At 71.2% G+C, this 26,878-nt stretch carries 24 protein-coding genes, 1 rRNA gene and 1 riboswitch; of the genes, 20 read left to right on the forward strand and 5 right to left on the reverse strand.

Translation table 11 applies throughout. The features are described 5' to 3' along the window. The first annotated feature begins 56 nt into the window (after nucleotides 1-56). The 11 genes from rrf (at nucleotide 57) to ACFY32_RS13455 (ending at nucleotide 10,347) form a co-directional block, all read left to right on the forward strand. Nucleotides 57-173 (forward strand): 5S ribosomal RNA (gene rrf / locus ACFY32_RS13405). A 109-nt stretch (nucleotides 174-282) separates the two neighbouring features. Continuing rightward, nucleotides 283-891, forward strand: coding sequence for a CDP-alcohol phosphatidyltransferase family protein (locus tag ACFY32_RS13410; protein ID WP_184599460.1), 609 nt, complete (start codon nucleotides 283-285; stop codon nucleotides 889-891). Nucleotides 892-1,005: 114 nt separating this feature from the next. After that, nucleotides 1,006-3,501, forward strand: a complete 2,496-nt coding sequence (locus ACFY32_RS13415) for a mannose-1-phosphate guanyltransferase (protein ID WP_359197819.1) — start codon at nucleotides 1,006-1,008, stop codon at nucleotides 3,499-3,501. A 167-nt stretch (nucleotides 3,502-3,668) separates the two neighbouring features. Next, on the forward strand, nucleotides 3,669-4,505 hold the full coding sequence (locus ACFY32_RS13420) for a DUF881 domain-containing protein (RefSeq protein WP_359197816.1): 837 nt from the start codon (nucleotides 3,669-3,671) through the stop codon (nucleotides 4,503-4,505). Further along, nucleotides 4,502-4,834 (forward strand): small basic family protein, encoded by a 333-nt coding sequence (locus ACFY32_RS13425; protein WP_003977440.1) that lies wholly within the window; start codon nucleotides 4,502-4,504, stop codon nucleotides 4,832-4,834. Before ACFY32_RS13420 ends, ACFY32_RS13425 begins: the two co-directional genes overlap by 4 nt. Nucleotides 4,835-4,839: 5 nt before the next feature. Further along, nucleotides 4,840-5,676, forward strand: a complete 837-nt coding sequence (locus tag ACFY32_RS13430; protein WP_390674265.1) for a DUF881 domain-containing protein — start codon at nucleotides 4,840-4,842, stop codon at nucleotides 5,674-5,676. A 61-nt stretch (nucleotides 5,677-5,737) separates the two neighbouring features. After that, nucleotides 5,738-6,673, forward strand: a complete 936-nt coding sequence (locus ACFY32_RS13435; protein WP_390674266.1) for an FHA domain-containing protein — start codon at nucleotides 5,738-5,740, stop codon at nucleotides 6,671-6,673. A 47-nt stretch (nucleotides 6,674-6,720) separates the two neighbouring features. Further along, on the forward strand, nucleotides 6,721-7,458 hold the full coding sequence (locus ACFY32_RS13440) for a MerR family transcriptional regulator (RefSeq protein ID WP_359197807.1): 738 nt from the start codon (nucleotides 6,721-6,723) through the stop codon (nucleotides 7,456-7,458). An 84-nt stretch (nucleotides 7,459-7,542) separates the two neighbouring features. Next, on the forward strand, nucleotides 7,543-8,016 hold the full coding sequence (locus ACFY32_RS13445; protein WP_004934251.1) for a bifunctional nuclease family protein: 474 nt from the start codon (nucleotides 7,543-7,545) through the stop codon (nucleotides 8,014-8,016). Nucleotides 8,017-8,182: 166 nt separating this feature from the next. Next, the gene (locus ACFY32_RS13450) at nucleotides 8,183-8,827 is read left to right on the forward strand and encodes a MerR family transcriptional regulator (RefSeq protein WP_359197803.1); all 645 of its coding nucleotides are present in this window, start codon (nucleotides 8,183-8,185) and stop codon (nucleotides 8,825-8,827) included. A gap of 62 nt (nucleotides 8,828-8,889) precedes the next feature. After that, nucleotides 8,890-10,347 carry a DNA polymerase IV gene (locus ACFY32_RS13455; protein WP_390674267.1) on the forward strand — a complete coding sequence of 486 codons (1,458 nt, stop codon included), beginning with the start codon at nucleotides 8,890-8,892 and terminating at the stop codon, nucleotides 10,345-10,347. 57 nt (nucleotides 10,348-10,404) lie between these two features. Here ACFY32_RS13455 and ACFY32_RS13460 read toward each other — a convergent pair whose 3' ends face one another. Next, on the reverse strand, nucleotides 10,405-10,779 hold the full coding sequence (locus tag ACFY32_RS13460) for a PRC-barrel domain-containing protein (RefSeq protein ID WP_359197797.1): 375 nt from the start codon (nucleotides 10,777-10,779) through the stop codon (nucleotides 10,405-10,407). A gap of 126 nt (nucleotides 10,780-10,905) precedes the next feature. Beyond that, nucleotides 10,906-11,001: riboswitch (glycine riboswitch) on the forward strand. Between the two features lie 176 nt (nucleotides 11,002-11,177). On the opposite strand from ACFY32_RS13460, the gene gcvP reads away from it, so the two are divergent. Next, nucleotides 11,178-14,063, forward strand: a complete 2,886-nt coding sequence (gene gcvP / locus ACFY32_RS13465; RefSeq protein ID WP_390674268.1) for an aminomethyl-transferring glycine dehydrogenase — start codon at nucleotides 11,178-11,180, stop codon at nucleotides 14,061-14,063. A 27-nt stretch (nucleotides 14,064-14,090) separates the two neighbouring features. Here the strand turns inward: gcvP and ACFY32_RS13470 are convergent, their stop codons facing one another. From ACFY32_RS13470 to ACFY32_RS13485, 4 genes are all read right to left on the reverse strand, one after another. Beyond that, entirely contained in the window at nucleotides 14,091-15,173 is a 1,083-nt protein-coding gene (locus ACFY32_RS13470; RefSeq protein ID WP_390674269.1) for an ABC transporter ATP-binding protein, read from the reverse strand. Continuing rightward, the gene (locus ACFY32_RS13475) at nucleotides 15,170-15,985 is read right to left on the reverse strand and encodes an ABC transporter permease (RefSeq protein WP_390674270.1); all 816 of its coding nucleotides are present in this window, start codon (nucleotides 15,983-15,985) and stop codon (nucleotides 15,170-15,172) included. The genes ACFY32_RS13470 and ACFY32_RS13475 overlap by 4 nt, the downstream gene beginning before the upstream one ends. Further along, nucleotides 15,982-16,797 (reverse strand): molybdate ABC transporter substrate-binding protein, encoded by an 816-nt coding sequence (gene modA / locus ACFY32_RS13480; protein WP_359197785.1) that lies wholly within the window; start codon nucleotides 16,795-16,797, stop codon nucleotides 15,982-15,984. Before modA ends, ACFY32_RS13475 begins: the two co-directional genes overlap by 4 nt. Before the next feature lie 154 nt (nucleotides 16,798-16,951). Beyond that, nucleotides 16,952-17,338, reverse strand: coding sequence for a molybdopterin-binding protein (locus ACFY32_RS13485; RefSeq protein ID WP_390674271.1), 387 nt, complete (start codon nucleotides 17,336-17,338; stop codon nucleotides 16,952-16,954). Between the two features lie 277 nt (nucleotides 17,339-17,615). Here ACFY32_RS13485 and kdpF point away from each other — a divergent pair, with 277 nt between their 5' ends. The 8 genes from kdpF (at nucleotide 17,616) to ACFY32_RS13525 (ending at nucleotide 26,853) form a co-directional block, all read left to right on the forward strand. Continuing rightward, on the forward strand, nucleotides 17,616-17,705 hold the full coding sequence (gene kdpF / locus ACFY32_RS13490) for a K(+)-transporting ATPase subunit F (RefSeq protein ID WP_016434100.1): 90 nt from the start codon (nucleotides 17,616-17,618) through the stop codon (nucleotides 17,703-17,705). Nucleotides 17,706-17,713: 8 nt separating this feature from the next. Then, nucleotides 17,714-19,378 (forward strand): potassium-transporting ATPase subunit KdpA, encoded by a 1,665-nt coding sequence (gene kdpA, locus ACFY32_RS13495; protein ID WP_390674272.1) that lies wholly within the window; start codon nucleotides 17,714-17,716, stop codon nucleotides 19,376-19,378. 137 nt (nucleotides 19,379-19,515) lie between these two features. Next, entirely contained in the window at nucleotides 19,516-21,603 is a 2,088-nt protein-coding gene (gene kdpB / locus ACFY32_RS13500) for a potassium-transporting ATPase subunit KdpB (protein ID WP_390674273.1), read from the forward strand. A 5-nt stretch (nucleotides 21,604-21,608) separates the two neighbouring features. Further along, entirely contained in the window at nucleotides 21,609-22,277 is a 669-nt protein-coding gene (locus tag ACFY32_RS13505; RefSeq protein ID WP_359197773.1) for a potassium-transporting ATPase subunit C, read from the forward strand. Between the two features lie 301 nt (nucleotides 22,278-22,578). Further along, entirely contained in the window at nucleotides 22,579-23,871 is a 1,293-nt protein-coding gene (locus tag ACFY32_RS13510; RefSeq protein WP_359197770.1) for an extracellular solute-binding protein, read from the forward strand. A 6-nt stretch (nucleotides 23,872-23,877) separates the two neighbouring features. Further along, a complete protein-coding gene (locus ACFY32_RS13515; protein ID WP_359197768.1) occupies nucleotides 23,878-24,876 on the forward strand; it encodes a sugar ABC transporter permease in 999 nt (332 codons plus the stop codon). An 86-nt stretch (nucleotides 24,877-24,962) separates the two neighbouring features. After that, nucleotides 24,963-25,727, forward strand: a complete 765-nt coding sequence (locus ACFY32_RS13520) for a carbohydrate ABC transporter permease (protein ID WP_359197845.1) — start codon at nucleotides 24,963-24,965, stop codon at nucleotides 25,725-25,727. A 49-nt stretch (nucleotides 25,728-25,776) separates the two neighbouring features. Then, complete coding sequence (locus tag ACFY32_RS13525) at nucleotides 25,777-26,853, forward strand: endo-1,4-beta-xylanase (protein ID WP_359197765.1); 1,077 nt, start codon at nucleotides 25,777-25,779, stop codon at nucleotides 26,851-26,853. Nucleotides 26,854-26,878: the final 25 nt, after the last annotated feature.

Below are 26,878 nucleotides of genomic sequence, written 5' to 3' on the forward strand. Positions count from 1 at the left end.
AAACCACGAACGGCCCCATGCTGCCACGCATGGTGCGGCTGACAGTTTCATAGTGTTTCGGTGGTCATAGCGTAGGGGAAACGCCCGGTTACATTTCGAACCCGGAAGCTAAGCCTTACAGCGCCGATGGTACTGCAGGGGGGACCCTGTGGGAGAGTAGGACGCCGCCGAACTCCTTTTACAGCTCTGGCCCTTGGGTGAACAACCCAAGGGCCAGAGCTTTTTTGCGTTGAGGTAGGGTCAGGGGGCATCGTTGGCTCGTTTCCCCCAGGAGGCCCCCGGGTGGAGGTCCAGGAGACCCGCGTCCAGACCGACCGGGTCCTCACCATCCCGAACATCCTCAGCATGGCCCGTCTCGTCGGCGTGCCCCTCTTCCTGTGGCTGATTCTCAGGCCCGAGTTCGGCGGCCCCAAGAGTGACGGCTGGGCCCTGCTGGTGCTCGCCCTCAGCGGCATCAGCGACTACCTGGACGGCAAGCTGGCCCGGCGATGGAACCAGATCAGCAGCCTCGGCCGGCTCCTGGACCCCGCGGCGGACCGGCTCTACATCCTGTCCACCCTGGTCGGCCTCACCTGGCGGGAGATTCTGCCCCTCTGGTTGACGGCTGCACTGCTGGCGCGCGAGCTGGTGCTCCTCGTCATGGTCGGCATCCTGCGCCGGCACGGCTATCCCCCGCCGCAGGTGAACTTCCTCGGGAAGGCCGCGACGTTCAACTTGATGTACGCCTTCCCGCTGCTCCTGCTCAGTGACGGAAGTGGTTGGATCTCGTCACTCGCTGCTATTTTCGGATGGGCGTTCGCTGGATGGGGTACAACCCTGTACTGGTGGGCAGGAGTCCTCTATGTGGTTCAAGTCCGCCGCTTGGTCCGAGCGGACGCCATGGCCGATTGAACTCGCTGTTCTACGCCCTTCGCGGCCCGATGGCCCGCGCTGGAAAAGTGCGGGACAATCTGGAGTGGGTGAAGTCGGCTAGACAGCCGTCTTTTAGAGGAGGACGCTTCCGACATGAAGGCCGTCGTGATGGCCGGAGGCGAAGGCACACGCCTTCGTCCCATGACCTCAAGCATGCCCAAGCCGCTCCTGCCGGTGGCCAACCGGCCGATCATGGAGCACGTTCTGCGGCTGCTCAAAAGGCATGGGCTCAATGAAACCGTCGTGACCGTGCAGTTCCTGGCCTCACTGGTCAAGAACTACTTCGGTGACGGTGAGGAGCTCGGAATGGAGCTCACCTATGCCAACGAGGAGAAGCCACTCGGTACCGCCGGAAGCGTCAAGAACGCCGAAGAGGCGTTGAAGGACGATGCCTTCCTCGTCATCTCCGGCGATGCCCTGACCGACTTCGACCTCACCGAGCTGATCAACTTCCACAAGGAAAAGGGCGCGCTCGTCACCGTCTGTCTGACGCGGGTGCCGAACCCTCTGGAATTCGGTATCACCATCGTCGACGACGAAGGAAAGGTCGAGCGCTTCCTGGAGAAGCCGACCTGGGGCCAGGTGTTCTCGGACACCGTGAACACCGGCATCTACGTCATGGAGCCCGAGGTCTTCAACTACGTCGACCCCGACGTGCCCGTCGACTGGTCCGGCGATGTCTTCCCGCAGCTCATGAAGGAAGGCAAGCCGATCTACGGCTATGTCGCCGAGGGCTACTGGGAGGACGTCGGCACGCACGAGAGCTACGTCAAGGCCCAGGCCGACGTCCTGGAGGGCAAGGTCGACGTCGACATCGACGGCTTCGAGATCTCGCCCGGCGTCTGGGTGGCCGAGGGTGCCGACGTGCACCCCGACGCCGTCCTGCGCGGCCCGCTCTACATCGGTGACTACGCCAAGGTCGAGGCCGGCGCCGAGATCCGCGAGCACACGGTCGTCGGCTCGAACGTCGTCGTCAAGACCGGCGCGTTCCTGCACAAGGCCGTCGTCCACGACAACGTGTATGTCGGCCCGCACAGCAACCTGCGTGGCTGCGTCGTCGGCAAGAACACCGACATCATGCGGGCCGCGCGGATCGAGGACGGCGCCGTCATCGGTGACGAATGCCTGGTCGGTGAGGAATCGATCGTCCAGGGCAATGTGCGGGTCTACCCGTTCAAGACGGTCGAGGCCGGCGCCTTCGTCAACACCTCGGTCATCTGGGAGTCCCGCGGCCAGGCGCACCTGTTCGGTGCCAGAGGCGTGTCCGGCATCCTCAACGTCGAGATCACGCCGGAACTCGCCGTACGCCTCGCCGGTGCCTACGCGACCACGCTCAAGAAGGGCTCCACGGTCACCACGGCCCGTGACCACTCCCGTGGCGCCCGCGCGCTGAAGCGGGCGGTCATCTCGGCGCTGCAGGCCAGCGCCATCGACGTACGGGACCTGGAGAACGTACCGCTGCCCGTGGCGCGGCAGCAGACCGCGCGGGGCAGCGCCGGCGGCATCATGATCCGGACCACTCCGGGCGTCCCGGACTCCGTGGACATCATGTTCTTCGACAGCCAGGGCGCGGACCTTTCACAGGGCAGCCAGCGCAAGCTGGACCGCGTCTTCGCGCGGCAGGAGTACCGGCGGGCCTTCCCCGGCGAGATCGGTGACCTGCACTTCCCGTCCAGCGTGTACGACTCGTACACCGGGTCGCTGCTGCGGAACGTCGACACGACCGGGATCGCGGAGTCGGGTCTCAAGGTCGTCGTGGACGCGTCCAACGGCAGCGCCGGGCTCGTGCTGCCCAGCCTGCTGGGCAAGCTGGGCGTGGACTCGCTGACCGTGAACCCCGGGCTCGACGAGTCCCGGCCGACCGAGTCGGCGGACATGCGCCGGTCGGGACTGGTCCGGCTCGGTGAGATCGTGGCATCGTCCAGGGCCGCGTTCGGCGTGCGGTTCGACCCGGTCGGTGAGCGGCTGTCGCTCGTCGACGAGAAGGGCCGGATCATCGAGGACGACCGGGCGCTGCTGGTGATGCTGGACCTGATCGCCGCCGAGCGGCGCAGCGGCCGGGTCGCGCTGCCGGTGACCACCACGCGGATCGCCGAGCAGGTGGCGGCGTACCACGGCACCCAGGTCGAGTGGACGACCACCTCTCCCGACGACCTCACCCGGGTCGGCGGCGAGGAAGGGACGATCTTCGGCGGTGACGGCAAGGGCGGGTTCATCGTCCCCGAGTTCAGCAGCGTGTACGACGGCACGGCGGCGTTCGTACGGCTGATCGGACTGGTGGCGCGGACGCAGCTCACTCTCAGCCAGATCGACGCGCGGATTCCGAAGGCGCACGTCCTCAAGCGCGATCTGGCCACCCCGTGGGCCGTCAAGGGCCTGGTGATGCGCCGGGTCGTCGAGGAGGCGGGAGACCGCTCCGTGGACACCACCGACGGCGTACGGGTGGTGGAGAGCGACGGACGCTGGGTGATGGTCCTGCCGGACCCGGCCGAGGCGGTCACCCACCTGTGGGCGGAGGGCCCCGACGACGCCTCCGCGCAGGCCCTGCTGGACGAGTGGTCGGCGGTCGTGGACAGCGCCGGCCGGTAGAACACACCTACGCGCGGCGTGCCGGACAAGTGTCCCCAAGGGGGCCTGTCCGGCACGCCGGTGGGGCCGTTCGGAGTCGGCGGCGGCGACGTGCGACGATGTGCGGCATGCCGCAGCAACCCCCTGTTCGGAGCACACCCACGCGGCCCCCGCGCCCGGACGCGTCCATGTCGTTGATCACCAACGTGATGGACCACAGCCTCGATGACGGATACGCCGAGGCCGCGGCGCGGAAGAAGGCCGAGGGTGCCGGGGGCCTGCCCAGGACCCTCAAGGCCAAGCTCGGCCTGGCCCTCGGGCTGGTGCTCGCCGCGCTCGTGGTGACCGTCGGCGCCGCCCAGGCCCGGGTCGCGGCCCCCGTCGTCGCCAAGGAGCGCGGGGAACTGATCGACCGCATCGACCAGGAGACCGAGGCCGCCGACGACCTGGAGGACGACGTCGACGAACTCCGCGAGGACGTCGGCGCCCGCCAGCGCGAGGCCCTGCGGCACAGCGGCGACGGCGGCCGGGGCGATCTCATGGGCATCCTGTCGGGGGCCGTCGCCGTGCACGGGCCCGGGGTGCGGCTGTCGGTGAACGACGCCAAGGACGTCGCCGCGGGTGGCGACGGCGAGCCGCGCGGCACCTCGGGGTTCTCCGACACCGGCCGGGTGCGCGACCGGGACATGCAGCGCGTCGTCAACGGACTGTGGGCCTCCGGCGCCGAGGCGATCTCCGTCAACGGGCAGCGGCTCACCGCACTCTCCGCGATCAGGGCCGCCGGTGACGCGATACTGGTCGACAACAGGCCGCTGGTGCCGCCGTACACCGTGCTCGCGGTGGGGGACGGGCAGGGGCTCAGCAGGCGGTTCCAGGACAGCGCCGACGGGCTGTACCTGCACGCCCTGCAGGAGAACTACGGCATCCGGACCGGCATCTCCGTCGAGGACGACCTCCGGCTGCCGGCCGCACCGAGTGTGATCGTACGTACCGCACAACCGAAAACCGAGAAGGGCACATCGTGATCGCCGTACTGGGCCTCGTCGTGGGAGTCGTGGCGGGACTGTTGGTCCGGCCGGAGGTTCCGGCGGCCGTCGAGCCGTATCTGCCGATCGCCGTGGTGGCGGCGCTGGACGCCGTCTTCGGCGGACTGCGGGCCATGCTCGACGGCATCTTCGACGACAAGGTGTTCGTGGTGTCGTTCCTGTCGAACGTGGTCGTCGCCGCGCTGATCGTGTTCCTGGGCGACAAGTTGGGCGTCGGCGCCCAGTTGTCCACCGGTGTCGTGGTCGTCCTCGGCATCCGGATCTTCTCCAACGCCGCGGCGATCCGCCGGCACGTCTTCCGGGCGTGAGGCCGATGAGCGACCACGGGAAGACGACCGGACACAGGTTCCGCGCGGAGCTGCCCGCAGAGGTGACCGCGCCGCCGGGCGGGGCCCAGGAGACGCCGGGGGAACGGAGACCGGCCGGGCTGACCGGACGGCAGCGGCTGGTGAAGGGAGTGTGGCCGCCGCGCGTCACCCGGGCCCAACTGATCGTCGCCCTGCTGCTGTTCGGACTCGGCTTCGGGCTGGCCGTCCAGGTGGCGTCCAACAGCGACGGGGACAGCGCGCTGCGCGGCGCGCGCCAGGAAGATCTTGTTCGTATCCTCGATGAACTCGATGACCGTACGCAACGTCTTGAGGACGAGAAACAGGGTCTGGAGAAGCAGCGCGACGAGCTGGAGAACAGCTCCGACCAGGCCGAGGAGGCCCGCAAGCAGACCGTCGAGAAGGAACGGCAACTCGGCATCCTGGCGGGCACGGTGGCCGCGCAGGGGCCCGGCATCACGATGACGGTCCAGGACACGAAGGGAAGGGTCGAGGCGGACATGCTGCTCGACGCCGTCCAGGAACTGCGCGCGGCCGGCGCGGAGGCGATCCAGGTCAACGGCGTGCGCGTGGTCGCGGGCACGTTCCTGACGGACTCCGGCGACACCGTGAGCGTCGACGGGAACAAGATCACCGCGCCGTATCGTTTCAAGGTCATCGGCAAGCCGCAGGATCTCGAACCGGCGCTCAACATCCCGGGAGGCGTGGTGCAGACTCTGGAGAAGGAGCTGGCCACCGTCACGGTCGAGCGGTCGAGCAAGATCGTCGTAGACGCCTTGCGAGCGGCGGAGCGGCCTGACTACGCTCGGTCGTCATCCCGGTGAACCGGGGGCGCATGGGGGCCGTCCGACGAGGGCATGAGCTTGCGGGGGGTCGGCGCACCGAATGGGTGGTGCGTGGTGGAAACTGTCTGGCGGCGACGGACGTTGTGAAGGTGTCCGGGTCGGTCAGTACGGTCAGTCAGGGTTCGTCCTGCCCCACGGGCGGGTCTGTTTCGGTCAAGGGGAATCGCCCGTGAAGTTGTTTGCGAAGTTGTTCGGCAAGAGCGCGCGAGAGGGCGGCGAGAACGCGACCGCTCGCCACCGCGCGCAGCCCGACGCGGAGGGCCGGCGGCCGCTCTTCCGCGACCAGGTGGGTGGTCAGGGCGCGCCGTCTGTTGACCCTGCGCAGTCCGGCGGCATAGGTTTCGGGCAACCGTCGACCTCAAGTACGGGTGGAGGGTTTGCTCCCGGTCCGTACGCGTCCAACGCCCCGGCGGGGCAGCCGCCGCAGGAGGATCCGTCCATGTCGGCCCTGGTGTGTACGAGGTGCGGTAACCGCAACGCGGAGAACAGCCGCTTCTGCTCCAACTGCGGCGCGCCGCTGCGGCCCGGGGCGGCCCCGGAGCGTGCCTCCGAGACGACGTCCACCATCTCGATCTCGGGACTGGAGGCGTACGACGCCGAGGCCACCGGGCAGACGCCGATGCCGACGCTCTCGCCGGAGGCGCAGGCCGCGGTGGACGCGCTGCCGCTGGGGTCCGCCCTGCTGGTCGTGCGCCGGGGGCCGAACTCGGGCAGCCGCTTCCTGCTGGACGGCGAGCTGACCACGGCGGGGCGGCACCCGCAGAGCGACATCTTCCTGGACGACGTGACGGTCTCCCGCCGGCACGTGGAGTTCCGCCGGCAGCCGGACGGATCGTTCACGGTGGCCGACGTGGGCAGCCTGAACGGTACGTACGTCAACCGCGAGCGCATCGACCAGGTCGCCCTGTCCAACGGTGACGAGGTGCAGATCGGCAAGTACCGGCTGGTCTTCTACGCGAGCCAGCGGGGCTACTGACCCTCCCCCCGACCGCGGTCCGGGGAGACAGACCCCAGGGAAGGTCCATGCTTCAAACACCGAGCGGCGGTGCCGTCCCCGGCGCCGCCGCCGCGGACAGTGGACTGATGAGCATCGGCACGGTGCTGAACGTGCTGCGTGACGAGTTTCCCGACATCACCATCTCCAAGATCCGGTTCCTGGAGTCGGAGGGGCTGGTCGACCCGCGGCGGACCCCGGCCGGGTACCGCAAGTTCAGCGCCCACGACGTCGAGCGGCTCGGGCACGTCCTGCGGATGCAGCGGGACCACTATCTGCCGCTGAAGGTGATCCGCGAGCACCTGGACGCCATGGAACGCGGGGAGGCGGTGAGCCTGCCGTCGCTCGGCCGGGCGCGGGACGGCGAGGCCGCCCCCGAGCCCCCCGAGACGCCGACGGCGGCCCGGATCGGACGGCAGGAGCTGCTCGCCGCGGCCGGGATAGAGGAGCCGCAGCTCGACGAGTGGGAGTCGTACGGGCTGATCGCCCCGCTGCCGGACGGGGCCTACGACGCGGAGGCGGTGACCGTCGCCTCGCTCGTGGTGGAACTGGGGCGGTTCGGGATCGAGCCACGGCACCTGAGGGTGATGAAGGCGGCGGCGGACCGGGAGGCCGGGCTGGTGGACCAGGTGGTCGCCCCGCTCAGGCGTCACCGGAACCCGCAGACCAGGGCGCACGCGGAGGCCCGTACCAAGGAGCTGGCGGGGCTCGCGGTGAAGCTGCACGCGGCGCTGGTGCAGAGCGCGCTCGGGGTACGGCTGCCCTGAATCGGCGGTACCGAGGGGTCCGGATCGGTCACCCGTTCCCGGCCCGACTACCCAAACGTCCCGGGCACGGCCTAGGGTTGCTGTGTGAACGAGCTCGATGTCGTAGGTGTCCGGGTCGAGATGCCCTCCAACCAACCGATCGTGCTGCTGCGTGAGGTGGGAGGCGACCGTTACCTTCCCATCTGGATCGGACCGGGGGAGGCGACGGCCATCGCCTTCGCCCAGCAGGGCATGGCTCCGGCACGGCCGCTGACCCATGACCTGTTCAAGGACGTGCTGGAAGCCGTCGGCCAGGAGCTCACCGAAGTGCGCATCACGGACCTGCGTGAAGGGGTCTTCTACGCCGAGCTGGTCTTCGCCAGCGGGGTGGAGGTCAGCGCCCGCCCGTCCGACGCCATAGCGCTGGCGCTGCGCACCGGGACGCCGATCTACGGCAGTGACACGGTGCTCGACGACGCCGGCATCGCGATCCCGGACGAGCAGGAGGACGAGGTGGAGAAGTTCCGCGAGTTCCTCGACCAGATCTCGCCGGAGGACTTCGGCACCAGCAACCAGTGACGGCTGACGGCCTTCGCCGACGGCATTCGGCTAGCCTTTCCCCGCGGTTGGGCACGGTAAACCACTCGTAGGGTGATTATCACTCGGCGTGCCGAGTGTGGCGATCGTTGACGCACCCTTGGTGACTGCCTACCGTCGAGGAGGCAGGTCAAGGACGGAGGTCGGCGTGAGAAGCAGCGGCGACGGTACGGTCGGGGGTGCCCCCGGGCGCAGTCTCGGGGCGGGCGGTCCGTACCGGCTTCCCGGCAGCGCGGCCGATCACGTTCCGCAGCGACCGGCGGCCGTGCCCAGCGGCGGAGGGGCGGCGTCCATGACGACCGAGCAGATCGGCTACCGGGGGCCGACGGCCTGTGCGGCCGCCGGGATCACCTACCGGCAACTGGACTACTGGGCCCGTACCGGGCTCGTCGAGCCCAGCGTGCGGCCGGCCCACGGGTCCGGGACGCAGCGGCTCTACAGCTTCCGCGACGTCGTGGTCCTCAAGATCGTGAAACGGTTCCTCGACACGGGCGTGTCGCTGCAGAACATCCGCAGTGCCGTGCGGCACCTCAGGGAGAGCGGTTTCCGCGACCTGGAGCGGATGACGCTGATGAGCGACGGCGCCACGGTCTACGAGTGCACGTCGCCCGACGAGGTGCACGCCCTGCTCCAGGGCGGTCAGGGGATCTTCGGGATCGCCGTCGGGGTGGTGTGGCGGGACGTGGAGAGCGCGCTGTCGCAACTGCACGGCGAGCGGATCGACACCGGTGAGACCCTGGTCGGGCACAATCCGGCCGACGAACTGGCGCGGCGGCGCAACCGGGCGGTCTGAACACGCCGGGACACCGGCGGCCGGGCGGCGCGTTGTCAGTGGCGTGAGGCAGCATCGGAGATGTGAGAACCGCGCCCACGATCCTGCACCTCGACATGGATGCCTTCTTCGCCTCGGTGGAGCAGGCGTCCAAGCCGAGCCTGCGCGGGAAGGCCGTCGTGGTCGGCGGCCTCGGTCCCCGCGGGGTCGTCGCCACGGCCTCGTACGAGGCGCGGGTCTTCGGCGTGCACTCGGCGATGCCCATGGCGCAGGCCCGCAGGCTCGCGCCGAACGCCGCGTATCTCGTGCCGCGCTTCCAGCTCTACCGGTCGATCAGCGAGCAGGTGATGCGGCTGCTGCGGGCGCTGTCGCCGCTGGTGGAGCCGCTGAGCCTGGACGAGGCGTTCGTGGACCTGGAGGCCGGCGGGGTCGCCTGGGACGCCCAGTCGGCGCAACTGGCCGGGGTGAGGCTGCGGGCGGACATCCGGGCGGTCACCGGGCTCACGGGGTCCGTCGGGCTCGCCGCGTCCAAGATGCTCGCCAAGATCGCCTCCGAGCAGGCCAAGCCGGACGGGCTGGTGCTGATCGAGCCGGGGACCGAGCGGGCGCTGCTCGCGCCGATGTCCGTGCGGACGCTGCCCGGGGTCGGGCCGGCCACCGGTGACCATCTGCGGCGGGCCGGGATCACCACGGTGGGGGAGCTGGCCGAGGCGGGGGAGGACGAGCTGGTCCGGCTGCTGGGCAAGGCGCACGGGCACGCGCTGTACGCGATGGCGCTGGCGCGCGACGAGCGGCCCGTGGTGGCCGAGCGGGAGACCAAGTCGGTGTCGGTGGAGGACACCTACGACGTGGACATCCACGACCGGGTGCGGGTCGGGCTGGAGGTGCGGCGGCTCGCCGACCGGTGTGTGCGGCGACTGCGGCAGGCCGGGCTGTCGGGGCGGACCATCGTGCTCAAGGTGCGGCGGTACGACTTCTCCACGCTGACCCGGTCCGAGACGCTGCGCGGGCCCACGGACGACCCCGCGGTGGTCGGGGAGGCGGCGGCGCGGCTGCTGGACTCGGTGGACACCACCGGCGGCGTACGGCTGCTCGGCGTGGGTGTCACCGGGCTGGCCGACTACACGCAGGAGGACCTGTTCGCGCAGGCGGCCGGGGAGCGGGCGGCGGCCGACGCGGGGGAGGCGGTGGCGGAAGGGGCGGAGCGGGCCGGAGGTGCGGCGGCGGAGGGCCCGCCCGCCGAGGGCGAGCAGCCGTCCGCCGAGCGGCGCTGGCCGTCGGGGCACGACGTCCGCCACGCCGAGTACGGGCACGGGTGGGTCCAGGGCAGCGGCCTCGGGCGGGTCACCGTGCGCTTCGAGACGCCCGGGTCGCCGCCGGGGCGGGTACGGACGTTCCGGGTCGACGACCCGGGGCTGGAACCGGCGGAGCCGTTGCCCTTGGTGGAGCGAAGACCGGGCGAGGGGCCGGCGCCGGACGGCACGGAGGCGGCGCCCGCGTCGGACGCGCCGGAGGCCGGGGCCTCGGGGCGGAGGCACTGAGAGCGGCGGAGGGGGCGGGTCGAGCGGGAGGACGGAAGCAACAGGGGGGTGACGTGGTCAGGCCGGGTCTTCCTGGCCTGCCAGGGTGCCGAAGGTGCGGTCGGGGAGGTCGGGCGGGGCGGCGATGTCCAGGCCGTAGTGGTGGTAGAGCTGGAGTTCCTGCTCGGGGGAGAGGTGGCGGCCGACGCCGAAGTCCGGGGCCTCCCTGATCAGGGAGCGGTCGAAGGGGACGCGCAGGGCGCCGTCCACGAGTTCGCTGGGCTCCAGCGGCACGAACGCGTCCCGGCTGAACAGCCCGGTGCGTATCGCCGCCCACTCGGGCACCCCGGTGGCGTCGTCGAGATAGACCTCGTCGACGGTGCCGATCCGGGTGCCGTTGCGGTCGAACGCCTTGCGGCCGATCAGGTTGCGCGGATCGATGTCGGTACGCACGGGCCCTCCACGTGGTCGCAAACCATCCGGTGAATCATCCGTAAGCACTACAAAAGAGCAGAATCCGGAGGACGGCCACTCGAACGAGCGGTCGTTGACCGCGCTGGTAGGCTGGCACACGGCTGCTGACCCCGTGCGGGAGAGTCCTCCAGGCTGTATCGGAGGCGCCGAAGGAGCAAATCCTCCCCGGAATCTCTCAGGCCCACGTACCGCACGGACGAGGTCACTCTGGAAAGCAGAGCGGGTGTCGACGGCTTCCGCTCTCACCGACGGTGAAAGCCGGCAGCCCTCGGGCGGCCCGGTGAAGCTCTCAGGTGCAGATGACAGAGGGGGAGGCCGTCCGGGCACCCGTGCCGTGGTGCCCCTCGCAGGTCGCGTCAGACCAGGAGGCCTCCGCAATGACCGCCCCTCGCATCCCGCTCACCGAACTCGAACAGGGCATACCGTTCGAGCAGCGCCACATCGGCCCCGACCACGGGGCCCAGGCCAAGATGCTCGCGCAGGTCGGCTACGGGTCGCTCGACGAGCTGACGGCCGCCGCCGTGCCGGAGGCCATCCGCAGCGCCGAGGCGCTGGACCTGCCGGGCGCCCGCTCCGAGGCCGAGGTACTGGCCGAGCTGCGCTCGCTGGCCGACCGCAACCAGGTGCTCGACTCGATGATCGGGCTCGGGTACTACGGCACCTTCACGCCGCCCGTGATCCTGCGCAACGTGATGGAGAACCCGGCCTGGTACACGGCCTACACGCCGTACCAGCCGGAGATCTCGCAGGGCCGCCTGGAGGCGCTGCTGAACTTCCAGACCATGGTCGCCGACCTCACCGGCCTGCCGACCTCCGGCGCCTCGCTGCTCGACGAGGGCACCGCCGCCGCCGAGGCGATGGCGCTGTCCCGGCGGCTGGGCAGGAACAAGAAGGGGCTGTTCCTGGTCGACGCCGACGCGCTGCCGCAGACCATCGCCGTGATCCGGACCCGCGCCGAACCGACCGGTGTCGAGGTCGTCGTCGCCGACCTCGGCGACGGCATCCCGGCCGAGGTCGCCGAGCGGGAGATCAACGGCGTCCTCATCCAGTACCCGGGCGCCTCCGGAGCCGTACGCGACATCAAGCCCGTCATCGACCGGGCGCACGAGCTGGGCGCGCTGGTCACCGTCGCCGCCGACCTGCTGGCGCTGACGCTGCTGAAGTCGCCCGGCGAGCTGGGCGCCGACATCGCGGTGGGCACCACCCAGCGGTTCGGGGTGCCGATGGGCTTCGGCGGACCGCACGCCGGTTACCTGGCCGTCCAGGAGAAGATGGCCCGCAGCCTGCCCGGACGGCTGGTCGGCGTCTCCGTGGACGCGGACGGCAACCGGGCCTACCGGCTCGCCCTGCAGACCCGTGAGCAGCACATCCGCCGGGAGAAGGCCACCAGCAACATCTGCACCGCGCAGGTGCTGCTGGCCGTGATGGCCGGGATGTACGCCGTCTACCACGGGATGGACGGCCTGCGCGGCATCGCCCGCCGCACCCACCGCTACGCGTCGATCCTCGCCGCCGGCCTCACCGCGGGCGGCGTCGAGGTGGTCCACGGCGCCTACTTCGACACCGTCACCGCCCGGGTGCCCGGACGCGCCGCCGAGGTCGTCGCCGCCGCCCGGCGGAACGGGGTGAACCTGCGCCTGGTCGACGCCGACCACGTCTCCGCGGCCTGCGACGAGACCACCACCCGGGCCCAGGTGGGCGCGGTGTGGACGGCGTTCGGCGTCGAGGGCGACATCGAGGCGCTGGACGCGGCCACCGAGGACGCGCTGCCCGCCGGGCTGCTGCGCGAGGACGAGTGCCTGACCCACCCCGTCTTCCACCAGCACCGCTCCGAGACCGCGATGCTGCGCTACCTGCGCCGCCTGGCCGACCGCGACTACGCGCTGGACCGCGGCATGATCCCGCTGGGCTCCTGCACCATGAAGCTCAACGCCACCACCGAGATGGAGCCGGTGACCTGGCCTGAGTTCGGGCAACTGCACCCCTTCGCGCCCGCCGAGCAGGCCCAGGGCTACCTCAAGCTCATCCGCGAGCTGGAGGAGCGGCTCGCCGACGTCACCGGCTACGACAAGGTCTCCCTCCAGCCCAACGCCGGGTCCCAGGGCGAGCTGGCCGGACTGCTCGCCGTCCGCGGCTACCACCGGGCCAACGGCGACGAGCAGCGGACCGTGTGCCTCATCCCGTCCTCCGCGCACGGGACCAACGCGGCCAGCGCCGTGATGGCCGGCATGAGGGTCGTCGTCGTCAAGACCGCCGAGGACGGCGAGATCGACGTCGAGGACCTGCGGGCCAAGATCGAGCAGTACCGTGACGAGCTGGCGGTGCTGATGATCACGTACCCGTCCACGCACGGCGTGTTCGAGGCCCATGTCGCCGACATCTGCGCCCAGGTCCACGAGGCCGGCGGCCAGGTGTACGTGGACGGCGCCAACCTCAACGCCCTGGTCGGCCTCGCCCGGCCCGGCCACTTCGGCGGCGACGTCTCGCACCTGAACCTGCACAAGACCTTCTGCATCCCGCACGGCGGCGGTGGTCCCGGCGTCGGCCCGGTCGCCGTACGGTCGCACCTGGCGCCGTACCTGCCCAACCACCCGCTGCAGCCCGCGGCCGGACCGGAGACCGGGGTCGGGCCCGTCTCGGCGGCGCCCTGGGGCTCGGCCGGCATCCTGCCCATCTCGTGGGCGTACGTCCGGCTGATGGGCGGCGAGGGGCTCAAGCGCGCCACGCAGGTGGCGGTGCTGTCGGCCAACTACATCGCCAAGAGGCTGGAGCCGCACTACCCGGTGCTCTACACCGGGCCGGGCGGGCTGGTCGCGCACGAGTGCATCATCGACCTGCGCCCGCTGACCAAGGCGACCGGCGTCAGCGTCGACGACGTGGCCAAGCGGCTGATCGACTACGGCTTCCACGCGCCGACGATGTCCTTCCCGGTGGCCGGGACGCTGATGATCGAGCCGACCGAGTCCGAGGACCTGACCGAACTGGACCGGTTCTGCGAAGCGATGATCGCCATCCGCGCGGAGATCGAGAAGGTCGGCTCCGGTGAGTGGCCCGCGGACGACAACCCGCTGCGGGGCGCGCCGCACACCGCCGCCGCGCTCGGCGGGGAGTGGGAGCACGCCTACGGCCGCGAGGAGGCCGTCTTCCCGGGCGGGGTGTCGGCCGCCGACAAGTACTGGCCGCCGGTGCGCCGGATCGACCAGGCCTACGGCGACCGCAACCTGGTCTGCTCCTGCCCGCCGCTGGACGCGTACCAGGACTGACGCCCCTACGTCACCGTCACCGAAGCCTCACGCCGGGTACGCGTGGGTCTGGGTCGCCTTCACGGCGGCCCAGACCGGCGTGCCCGGGTGGAGGCCCAGTTCGGCCGCGGCGACCGTGGTCAGGTCGGCGGCCAGCGGGAGTTCGCCGGTGAGGTCGGCGCGGATCTGGTCGCCGTGCGTCTCCAGGCCGGCGACCTCGCAGCGCCAGAGGTTGCGGGCACTGGCGCCGGCGGGCCGCTCCCCGTACAGGGTGACGGCACCGGGCGGGAACGCCACGAAGACCGGGCCGGCGAGGTCCTCGGTGGTGGTGATGGACGGGCCCGCGTCCAGGCGGACGGTGTGGCCGTCGGCCTGCCCCCGGTAGAGGTTGAGGCCGACCAGCCGGGCGATGTAGTCGGTGCGCGGGTGACGGGCGATGTCGCCGGGCGTGCCCTCCTGGACGACCCGGCCGTGCTCGACGACGACCAGCCGGTCGGCCAGCACCATCGCGTCCAGCGGGTCGTGCGTGACCAGGACGGCGACGGCCTCGAACTCCGCGAGATGGCGGCGCAGCCCGGCCCGTACCTCCAGGCGGGTGCGGGCGTCCAGCGCGGCGAGCGGCTCGTCGAGCAGCAGCAGTCGGGGCCGGGTCGCCAGGGCGCGGGCGAGGGCGACGCGCTGCGCCTGGCCGCCGGACAGACGCCTGGGCTTGGCGCCGGCGTGGTCGGCCAGGCCCATCCGGTCCAGCCAGGCGGCGGCCTGGTCGCGGGCCTCCGCCTTGGCGGCGCCGCGGCAGCGCGGGCCGAACGCCACGTTGTCCAGCGCGCTGAGGTGCGGGAAGAGCAGGTAGTCCTGGAAGACCACGCCGACCGGGCGGGACTCCGGGGGCGTACGGTCCAGGTCGGCGCCGTCCAGGCGCAGGTGCCCGCCGGTGAGGGGCTCCAGGCCGGCCAGGGCGCGCAGGGCCGTGGTCTTGCCGGCGCCGTTGGGGCCGAGCAGGGCCACCACGTCACCGGGGGCCGCGCTGAGGGCGATGTCCAGCCGGAAGTCTCCGCGGTCGACCACGAGCCGGGCGTCGAGGCCGGGCCGGCCGGGGCGGTGCGGGGGCGGGGTGGCCGGGGCGGGGGTCATGAGGCGGTCATCCAGCGGTCGCGCAGTCCGGCCAGGACGGCGACGGAGACGGCCAGCAGCACCAGGCTGAGGGCGATCGCCGCCGCCGGGTCGTTCTGCAGGGCGAGGTAGACGGCGAGCGGCATGGTCTGCGTGCGGCCCGGGAAGTTCCCGGCGAACGTGATCGTCGCCCCGAACTCGCCCAGCGCCCGCGCCCAGGCCAGTACGGCGCCGGCCGCGACGCCCGGCGCGATCAGCGGCAGCGTGACGCGGCGGAACGCGGTGAAGCGGGAGGCGCCCAGGGTGGCGGCGGCCTCCTCGTAGCGGGGGTCGGCGGCGCGCAGCGTGCCCTCCACGCTGATGACCAGGAACGGCATCGCCACGAAGGTCTCCGCGAGGACGACGCCCGTGGTGGTGAACGGGACGGTGATCCCGAACCAGGCGTCCAGCCACTGCCCGACGAAACCGTTGCGGCCGAACGCCAGCAGCAGGGCGACGCCGCCGACCACCGGGGGCAGCACCAGCGGGAGGGTCACCAGGGCGCGGACCAGGCCCCGGCCGGGGAAGTCGGTGCGGGCCAGCAGCCAGGCCAGGGGGACGCCGATGACCAGGCTGAGCGCGGTCGCCGAGGTGGCGCAGAGCAGCGACAGCCTGAGCGCCTGCCACACCTCGGCGCTGGTCAACTGGTCCGGCAGGGTGCTCCAGGGCGTGCGGACGAGCAGGGCGATCAGCGGCAGCAGCAGGAAGGCGAGGCCCACGACCGCCGGGAGCAGCAGGGGGAGCGGTGCCGTCCGGGACCGGCCCGATCGGACGCCTTTGCGCGGTCCGCTCACGGCTGGAGGAACCCGGCCCCGGTCAGCGTCCCCCGGCCGTCGGCGGAGCGCACCAGGTCGACGAACGCCTTCGCGGCGGTGGCGTTGGGGGCGTCCTTGAGCAGGGCGATCGGATAGTCGTTGACGGCTCGGGCCGACTCGGGGAACTCCACGCCCTCCACCTTGTCACCCGCCGCCTTGACATCGGTGCGGTAGACGACGGCGGCGTCGGCCTCCTTCAGGACGACCTTGTTCAAGGCGCTCTTGACGTCCTCCTCGTAGGAGACGGGGGTGAGCTTCAGCCCGGCGGCGTCGAGGGCGGTCCGCGCGGCGGAGCCGCAGGGGACGGTCCTGTCGCACAGGACGACCTTCAGGCCGGGGGCGGTCAGGTCCTTCAGGGAGGACACCTGGTGCGGGTTGCCCGGCAGGGTGGCGATCTCCAGTCGGTTGCGGGCGAAGATGGCCGGGTTGCCGTCCGTGCCGCCCGCGTCGGTGACCGTCTTCATGGTCTTGGGGCTGGCGGCGGCGAACACGTCCGCCGGGGCGCCGCCGGTGATGCTCGCCGCGAGGGTGTCGCTGCCGCCGAAGCTGAAGGTGACCTTCGTGCCGGGGTGGGCCCGCTCGAACCGCTCGCCGAGCGCGGTGAAGCTCTCCTTGAGCGAGGCCGCGGCGAAGACGGTGACGGTGCCGGACGGCTCGCGCGAGGACCCCCCGCTCCCGGCGTCGGAGTCCGCGGAGGCGCAGGCGGTCAGCGTCAGCAGCGCGGCGGCTCCCGCAGCGGCCGCGGACAGGGTCCGGCGGTGCCGGTGGGTCCGGCGCACGGAACGGGTCATCAGGGGGCCACTCCCTCGGTGGTGCGGACTCGGCGGGCGCCGCCACGGCACGACGGGCGACGTCGGTCATACTGTCGCATCTGCCAGGCGTACGTCACCTGTCGCATCGCATGAGCGAGGGAGAGACGGAGATGGGGCCGCATGTGCGTTCGTCTCAGGTGCGGTCGATATGGACGTTTGTCGACTTCACGCGGGCGGTGGCCTCCATGCCGACCTCCAGGCCGAGTTCCTCCACGGCCTCCCGGGTCAGCAGGGAGACCAGGCGGTGCGGGCCGGCCTGGATCTCGACCTGGGCGGCGACGTCGCCGAGCTTGATGGCGGTGACGATCCCGGGGAAGGCGTTGCGCACCGACGTGTACGACGGCTCCTCGTCGGTGCCGGCCAGCTCCACCGAGAACGCGGCCAGGTCCCGGCCGTCGATGACCCGCCGCCCGCTCTCGTCGCGGCGGGTGGTGATCCGGCCGGCGTCCGCCCAGCGGCGGGCGGTGTCCGGGCTGACGCCGAGCAGCCGCGCCGCCTGGCCGATGGTGTAGGACTGCATGCCGGTCACGATAGGCGGCCGGGGCGGAGGGCGGCCCGTGGGGTGCCCCGCGACGCCGGGGGCCGGGTGAGCCGTAAGAGAGCCGTCAAGGGCGTACGGCGGGCCGTAAGGGCCCCGTCAACGGCGGTCGGAAACGGTCGGACGGGGAGTTTCCTCGGAACGTCCTTGTTCCTCGCACCCCACTCCAGGAGCTCACGATGGCCGATCTGGCCTTCGTCGTCACCACGGTCGCGGCCTTCGCGCTGGTGACCCTCGTCGCCAAGGGGGTGACGAAGCTGTGACCGCCGAGAACATCGTCGGCCTCGTCGTGGCCGTCGCCCTGCTGGGCTATCTCGTCCTCGCCCTGATCTTCCCGGAGAGGTTCTGAGAGCGGCCATGGGTCCCGTACTCGCCGGTGTGCTGCAAATCCTCGCCCTGACAGGCGCACTGGCCCTCGCACACATCCCCCTGGGCAACCATCTGGCCCGGGTCTACTCCGCCGGCCGGCACTGGCGGGTGGAGCGGTGGATCTACCGGGCGATCGGCGCCGACTCGGACGCCGAGATGCGCTGGCCCGCGTATCTGCGGGGCGTGCTCGCCTTCTCCGCCGTCGGCGTCCTCTTCCTCTATCTGCTCCAGCGGCTCCAGGGCGTACTGCCGGGCTCGCTGGGCTTCGCCTCCGTCCCGCCCGCGCAGGCGTTCAACACGGCCGTCTCCTTCGTCACCAACACCAACTGGCAGTCGTACTACGGCGAACAGACCATGGGACACGTCGTGCAGACCGCCGGTCTGGCCGTGCAGAACTTCGTCTCCGCCGCCGTCGGCATGGCCGTCGCCGTGGCCCTGGTCCGGGGCTTCGCGCGCTCGCGCTCCGGTGAGCTGGGCAACTTCTGGACCGACCTGGTGCGCGGGGTCACCCGGGTGCTGGTGCCGCTGGCCGCCGTCGCCGCGATCGTGCTGGTCGCCCGCGGGGTGGTGCAGAACTTCGCCGGCATCCACGAGGTCGGGCAGTTCACGGGCGGTGCCCAGCAGTGGAACGGCGGGGCGGTCGCCTCGCAGGAGGCCATCAAGGAGCTGGGCACCAACGGCGGCGGTTACTTCAACGCCAACAGCGCCCACCCGTTCGAGAACCCGACGCCGTTCACCAACCTCTTCCAGATCTTCCTGATCCTGGTGATCCCGTTCTCCCTGCCCCGGGCGTTCGGCCTGCTGGTCGGCTCGGTGCGGCAGGGGTACGCGATCCTCGCCGCGATGGCCGTCGTATGGGCCGGGTTCGTGGCCCTGATGATGTGGACCGAGTTCGCCCACCACGGCCCCGCGCCGGAGGCGGCCGGGGGCGCGCTGGAGGGCAAGGAGGTCCGCTTCGGCGTCGCCGGCTCGTCGCTCTTCGCGGTCTCCACGACCCTCACCTCCACCGGCGCCGTCGACTCCTTCCACTCCTCCTTCACCGGCCTCGGCGGCGGCCTCGCCCTGCTCGGCATGATGCTGGGCGAGATCGCGCCCGGCGGTGTCGGCTCCGGGCTGTACGGGATGCTGGTCATGGCGGTCGTCGCGGTGTTCCTCGCCGGCCTGATGGTCGGCCGCACCCCGGAGTACCTGGGCAAGAAGATCGGCCCCCGCGAGATCAAACTGACGGCCGTCCACATCCTGATCACCCCGGCGCTGGTGCTGGTGTGCACCGCGCTGTCGCTGGCCCTGCCGACCCCGCCGCACTCGGCGCTCAACCCGGGCGCGCACGGCTTCTCCGAGGTGCTGTACGCCTTCACCTCCGCCGCCAACAACAACGGCTCGGCCTTCGCCGGGCTGAACGCGAACACCGACTGGTTCAACACCGTGACCGGCCTCGCCATGCTGCTCGGCCGCTTCCTGCCGATGGTGTTCGTGCTCGCCCTGGCCGGCTCCCTCGGGGCGCAGCGGCCGGTGCCGGCCACCGCGGGCACCCTGCGCACCGAGCGGCCGCTGTTCACCGGCGTGCTGGTGGGCGCGGTGCTGATCGTGACCGGGCTGACGTTCTTCCCGGCGCTGGCGCTGGGGCCGCTGGCCGAGGGGCTGGCGGGATGACCCCCCGGACCCCCCGGACCCCCCGGACCCCCCGGACCCCCCGGACCCCCCGGACCCTCCGGGCCTCCCGGAGCCCCCGGAGCCCCCGGAGCCCCCGAACCTCCCGTACCACCCGTACACCCAAGCGAGAGGGCGCGATGTCCACGCTCACCCCGGCCCGCGCGCCGCACCAGGACGTGCCGTCCGGCCACCAGGACGGCGGCCGGGTCGGCGGGGGCCTGTTCGACCCGAGGCAGCTCGTCAGGTCGCTGCCGGACGCCTTCCGCAAGCTCGACCCGCGGGTGATGGCCAAGTCCCCGGTGATGTTCGTGGTGCTGGTCGGCTCCGTCCTGACCACCGCGTTCTCCTTCCGGGACCCCGGCGACCTGTTCGGCTGGACCATCAGCGCCTGGCTCTGGCTCACCGTCCTGTTCGCCAACCTCGCGGAGGCGGTCGCCGAGGGCCGCGGCAAGGCGCAGGCCGACACCCTGCGCCGGGCCAGGACCGACACGGTGGCCCGGCGCACGGACGGCACCGTGGTGCCCGGCACCGAGCTGGGCGTCGGCGATCTGGTGGTGTGCGAGGCCGGGGACGTCATCCCCGGGGACGGCGATGTCGTCGAGGGCGTCGCCTCCGTCGACGAGTCGGCGATCACCGGGGAGTCGGCGCCGGTGATCCGCGAGTCCGGCGGCGACCGGTCCGCCGTCACCGGCGGCACCAAGGTGCTCTCCGACCGGATCGTCGTGCGGATCACCACCAGGCCGGGGGAGACCTTCATCGACCGGATGATCGGCCTGGTGGAGGGCGCGGCCCGGCAGAAGACGCCGAACGAGGTGGCGCTGAACATCCTGCTGGCCTCGCTGACCGTCGTCTTCCTGCTGGCCTGCGCCACGCTCCCGGCGTTCGCCGGCCACGCGGGCACTCATCTGACGATGGTCGTGCTGGTGGCGCTGCTGGTCTGCCTGATCCCCACCACCATCGGCGCCCTGCTCTCCGCGATCGGCATCGCGGGCATGGACCGCCTGGTGCAGCGCAATGTGCTGGCGATGTCGGGCCGGGCGGTCGAGGCCGCCGGCGACGTCTCCACGCTGCTGCTGGACAAGACCGGCACGATCACCCTCGGCAACCGGCGGGCGGCCCGGTTCGTGCCGGTGCGCGGGGTGACGGAGGCCGAACTGGCGGACGCCGCGCAGCTCTCCTCACTGGCCGACGAGACCCCCGAGGGCCGCTCGATCGTCGTCCTCGCGAAGGAGGAGTACGGCCTGCGCGAACGCCACCAGGGTGAACTCGCGGACGCCGAGTGGATCGGGTTCACCGCGCAGACCCGCATGTCGGGCGTGGACGCCGGCGGCAGGAGGGTCCGCAAGGGCGCGGCCGGTTCGGTGCTCGCCTGGGTCGAGGAGCGCGGCGGCAGGCCGGCCCCGGACGCGGCGGAGCTGGCCGACGCCATCGCCGGGGCCGGCGGCACCCCGCTGCTGGTGGCCGTCGAGGACCCGGACGGCGCCCGGGTGCTGGGCGTCGTCCACCTCAAGGACGTCGTCAAGCAGGGCATGCGCGAACGGTTCGCGGAACTGCGCCGCATGGGCATCCGTACCGTCATGATCACCGGCGACAACCCGCTGACCGCCAAGGCCATCGCGGAGGAGGCGGGCGTCGACGACTTCCTCGCCGAGGCCACCCCCGAGGACAAGATGGCGCTGATCGAACGGGAGCAGGCCGGCGGCAAGCTGGTCGCGATGACCGGCGACGGCACCAACGACGCGCCCGCCCTCGCCCAGGCCGACGTCGGCGTGGCGATGAACACCGGCACGTCGGCCGCCAAGGAGGCCGGCAACATGGTCGACCTCGACTCGGACCCGACCAAGCTCATCGAGATCGTCGGGATCGGCAAGCAACTCCTCATCACCCGGGGCGCCCTGACGACGTTCTCCATCGCCAACGACGTGGCCAAGTACTTCGCGATCATCCCGGCGCTGTTCGCCGCGGTGTACCCGGGCCTGGACAAGCTCAACGTCATGCGGCTGTCCTCGCCCAACTCCGCGATCCTGTCGGCCGTCGTCTTCAACGCCCTGGTCATCGTCGCGCTGGTGCCGCTGGCCCTCAAGGGCGTCCGGTACCGGCCGGTCAGCGCCGACCGGCTGCTCCGCCGCAACCTCGCCGTCTACGGGCTCGGCGGGCTGGTCGCCCCGTTCGCCGGCATCAAGCTCATCGACCTGCTCGTCTCCCTCATCCCCGGAATCGGTTGATCGCCATGCACTCCTCGGTAACCCGCACCGCCCGGATGCTCGGCGCCGGCCTGCGCGCCCTCCTCGTCATGACCCTGGTGACCGGCGTGGCCTACCCGCTGCTCGTCACCGGCGCCGCCCAGGCCCTGTTCCCCGGCGAGGCGAACGGCTCGCAGGTCACGGCGGACGGCCGGACCGTCGGTTCGGCGCTCATCGGCCAGTCCTATCACCTGCCGGCGGCGGCGGGACAGCGGAATTCCGCACCCGACCCGCGGTGGTTCCAGGGACGGCCCGCGGGCGGTCTGGGCGAGAACGGCCTCAACACGCGGTACGAGCTGATCCTGTCCGGCGCCACCAACCTGGCCGCCGACAACCCGGAGTCGCTCCGGCGGGTACGGGAGGCGAAGGCCGCCGTGGTCGAGGACAACTCGGTGCCCGGCCACACCGTGCGGCTCTCCGACGTCCCCGCCGACGCGGTGACCTCCTCCGGCTCCGGGCTGGACCCGGACATCTCACCGGAGTACGCCGCCCTCCAGGTGTACCGGGTCGCCCACGAGAACGGCCTGTCCGCCGCCGCCGTCCGGGCGCTCGTCGAGGAGCACACCGAGGGCCGCACCCTCGGCTTCATCGGGGAGCCCCGGGTGAACGTCCTGAAGCTGAACATCGCGCTGAAGGCCCTGGTCACGCGGGGCTGAGCCGGGCGGCGGGAGGCCGCGCCAGGCACGGGAGCCGGCGGCTCCGGGACCACCCCGGGGCCGTCGGCTCCCGTATGCGCGCGGCCGTCGAACCGGAACGTTCGGTTATTGATCCGAAACTTTCGCCTTGCGGGTGGTCTGTGCGGCCCGGGACGGCTCGCGTGGCCCCTGTCTGGGGCGGTACCTCCGCAGATTCATCGCGTACAGGGGGTTGCCACCGTTCAGGCGCTGTCTCTAGGGTGCGGCAGCAACGCATCTTTCTGGATTATCTCCGAAACTTTCGTACCTCAAGGAGCGCACCATGGGCGACCCGGCACTGTCTCGCCGCGGCTTCCTCGCGGCCTCGGCCGCGGCCGGTCTGGGAATGACGGCACTCAGCGGCTGTGGCGGTGACTCGGACGGCGGCTCGTCCGGGACGACCACGGTCGAGTGGTGGAACATCTCCACCACGCAGCCGACGAAGGACGTCTGGGCGGCCCTCGCCAAGAAGTTCGAGGCGCAGAACCCCAAGGTGAAGATCAAGATCGTTCAACTGGAGAACGACGCCTACAAGTCGAAGATGACGGCGCTGATCGCCTCGGGGAAGCTCCCGGACATATTCCACACCTGGGGCGGCGGCGTCCTCAAGCAGCAGGTCGACGCGGGCCTCGTCGAGGACCTCACCGACCGCACCAAGGAGTGGTCCGAGGGCCTGCTGCCCGTCGCCAAGGAGCCGTACTCGATCGACGACAAGGCGTACGGCATCCCGTTCGACATCGGCATGGTCGGCTTCTGGTACAACAAGGCGCTGTTCAAGAAGGCCGGCATCAGCACCCCGCCCACCACCTGGAGCGGCTTCCTCGACGCCGTACGCGCGCTGAAGGCCAAGGACATCACGCCCATCGCCCTGGCCGGCAAGGAGGCGTGGACCGGCATGTACTACTGGGCGTACCTCGCGATGCGCACCGCCGGCGCCGAGGCCGTGCAGAAGGCCGCCGACGACAAGGACTTCACCGCGCCGGAGTTCGTCGAGGCGGGCAAGCTGCTGAAGGAACTGGTCGGTCTCCAGCCGTTCCAGAAGGGCTTCCTCGGCGCCGCCTACTCCACCCCCAGCGGCCAGGCCGCCGCCGTCGGCAACGGCAAGGCGGCGATGGAGCTGATGGGCCAGTGGGCGCCGGTGGTCCAGGCCGACGCGGGCAAGGGCCTCGGGGACGACCTCGGCTTCTTCCCGTTCCCGGCGGTCGAGGGCGGCAAGGGCGCCATCACCGAGGTGTTCGGCGGAGGCGGCGGACACGCCCTGCGCCGGGGCGCCCCGCAGGCGGCCGTCGACTTCCTGAAGTTCTTCGCCTCGGAGACCACCGACCGGGAACTGGTGAAGAAGACCGGCGTCCTGCCCGTCGTGCCGGCCGCCGAGGACGCCCTGACCGACGTCAACCTCAAGGCCGTACAGACCCAGTTGAAGGCGTCCACCGGCTTCCAGCTCTACCTCGACCAGGCATACGCCCCGGCCCTCGGCCAGGAGGTCAACGAGAGCGTCGCCGCGCTGATCGCCGGCTCCAAGTCGCCCGAGCAGGTCAGCGAGTCGATCACCAAGGTCGCGAAGGAAGAGCAGTAACCGCCGATGACCTCCACGTTCCTGCCGGACAAGCGCACCGGACCCGGCACCGACCTCCCGCCCCCGCCGGCCGACGCGGCCCGGGGGCGGGCCCGGCGCCGCGCGGTCAACTGGCTCACCGCGGTGAGCTTCCAGGTGCCCGCCCTGGTGCTGTTCATCGTCCTCGTGCTGCTGCCCATCCTGTTCGCCCTGTACGCCGCCTTCTTCCGGTGGGGCGGCTTCGGGATGCCCTCGGACTACGTCGGCACCGAGAACTTCACCCGTCTCTTCGACGACCCGGTCTTCCTCGGCGACCTGTGGCGCTGCCTGCTGCTGGTGCTGCTGTCGCTGGCGGTGCAACTGCCGTTCGCGCTGGCCATGGCGGTGCTGCTGAACCAGCGCATCCGCGGCCGGGCCCTGTACCGGATGCTGTTCTTCGCGCCGTACGTGCTCTCCGAGGCCATCACCGGCGTGCTGTTCAGCATGATCTTCGCTCCCGACGACGGACTCGCCGACCAGGTGCTCGACAACATCGGGCTGGGCTGGGTGGGCGGGGAGTGGTTCTCCGACCCGTCGACGGTGATGGCGACCCTCTTCCTCGTCATGACCTGGAAGTACTTCGGCTTCCACATGATGCTGTACCTGGCCGGGCTCCAGTCCATCCCCAAGGAGCTGACGGAGGCGGCGCTCATCGACGGCGCCGGCGCCTGGCAGCGGTTCCGCAACGTCACGCTGCCGCTGCTCGCGCCCACCCTGCGGATCAGCGTCTTCCTGTCCGTCATCGGCGCCATCCAGTTGTTCGACCTGGTGTGGGTGGTCACCCAGGGCGGTCCCGACCACCACTCCGAGACCATGGCCGTGACCATGTTCCAGTTCGGCTTCAAGCGGTACCAGGTCGGCTACGCCAGCGCGATCAGCGTGGTCATGTTCGGCATCAGCCTCGTCTTCGCCCTCGCCTACCAGCGGTTCGTGCTCCGGCGCGACCTCCAGGGAGCCACCACGACCATGCGAGGAGGCGGCAAGTGACGCTCACCACCGACAAGACCCCCCAGAGCCGGCGGAGGTTCCGGACGCTGCCGCTCCACGTCGTCCTGATCGTGGTCGGCGCCGTCATGGCCGTACCGCTGCTGTACGCGGTGGTGTCCGGGTTCAAGTCCACCGACCAGCTCTCCGGCAACCCCGTCGGGCTGCCCGAACCGTGGGTGGTGTCCAACTACACCGACATCCTCTCCTCGGGCTCGTTCTGGCGGCTGGTCGGCAACAGCACGCTGATCGCGGTGGCCACCACCGTCATCGTGGTCGCGGTCTCCGCGCTGGCCGCGTTCTCCTTCGCCCGGTTCGCCTTCCGCGGGCGGGAGGTGCTGTTCACGCTGTTCACGATGGGGCTGATGTTCCCCTTCGCGGTGGCGGCGCTGCCCCTGTTCCTGCTGCTGCGGTCGATGGGCCTGCTGGACAACCCGCTCGGCGTGATCCTGCCGCAGGCCGCGTTCGGGCTGCCGATGACCATCATCATCCTGCGCGGCTTCTTCCGGGAGATCCCCGGCGAGCTGGAGGAGGCGGCCACCCTCGACGGCTGCGGCCCGCTCGGCTTCTTCTGGCGGGTGCTGCTGCCCATGGCCCGCCCCGCCCTCGGCACGGTGTCGGTGCTGGCCGTCGTCACGAGCTGGAACAACTTCTTCCTGCCGCTGCTGGTCTTCACCGACTCCACCTGGTGGACCATCCCGATCGGCGTGCAGCAGTTCCAGGGTCAGTACTCGGCCGACACCGCCCGCGTCTTCGCGTACCTGGTCCTCGCGATGGTGCCCGCCCTCGCCTTCTACTCCGTCGCCGAACGCCAGTTGGTCGGCGGCCTGACCGCCGGCGCCACCAAGGGCTGACCCGCACCGCACCCACCGCACACCCCACCCGCACCTGAGGAGTCGCAGCATGCGTACGACCACCCGCTCGCGCACCCGGCTCAGACTCGCCGGAGCGCTCGCCGCCGTCCTCGTCGCCGCCGGCGTCGCGACCGGTCCCGCCGCCCAGGCCGGCGAGGAACGGCACGGCGGCCACCGCACCCTCGCCGACCTCGCCCAGCGCCACGGCCGCTACTTCGGCAGCGCCACCGACAACCCGGAGCTGACCGACACCGCCTACACGGCGCTCCTCGGCAAGGAGTTCGACCAGATCACGCCCGGCAACGGCATGAAGTGGTACGCCACCGAGCCGGAGCCCGGCGTCTTCGACTGGACGGCGGGCGACGAGATCGTCGACCTGGCCCGCGCCAACCACCAGAAGGTGCGCGGCCACACCCTGGTCTGGCACAGCCAACTGCCCGACTGGGTCACCGGCCGGGAGTGGACGGCCGCCGAGCTGAGGGCCGTACTGAAGCGGCACATCCAGACGGAGGTACGGCACTACCGGGGCAAGGTGTTCGCCTGGGACGTCGTCAACGAGGCGTTCAACGAGGACGGCACCTACCGGGAGTCGGTCTTCTACAAGACCCTCGGCCCCGGCTACATCGCCGACGCCCTGCGCTGGGCCCACGAGGCCGACCCGCGCGTCAAGCTGTACCTGAACGACTACAACATCGAGGCCGTCGGCCCCAAGAGCGACGCCTACTACCGACTGGCCAAGGAGCTGAAGGCGAAGGGCGTGCCGCTGCACGGCATCGGCCTCCAGACCCACCTGGCCCTCCAGTACGGCTACCCGGACACCCTGGAGCAGAACCTGCGCCGGTTCGCCCGGCTCGGTCTGGACACCGCCCTCACCGAGGTCGACATCCGGATGGAACTGCCCGCGGACTCCGCGAAGCTGGCCACCCAGGCCGACTGGTACCGGCAACTGACCGAGGACTGCCTCGCGGTGCGCCGCTGCGTCGGGATCACGGTGTGGGACTACACCGACAAGTACTCGTGGATTCCGGCGTTCTTCGCCGGCGAGGGCGCGGCCCTGCCGTGGGACGAGCAACTGGCGCCCAAGCCCGCCTACTTCGCCATCCGGGACGCGCTCGCCCGGAAGTGACCGACGGGCCGGACACCGCACCGCC

This window comes from Streptomyces sp. NPDC000134, assembly GCF_042899225.1.
Lineage (GTDB): Bacteria > Actinomycetota > Actinomycetes > Streptomycetales > Streptomycetaceae > Streptomyces.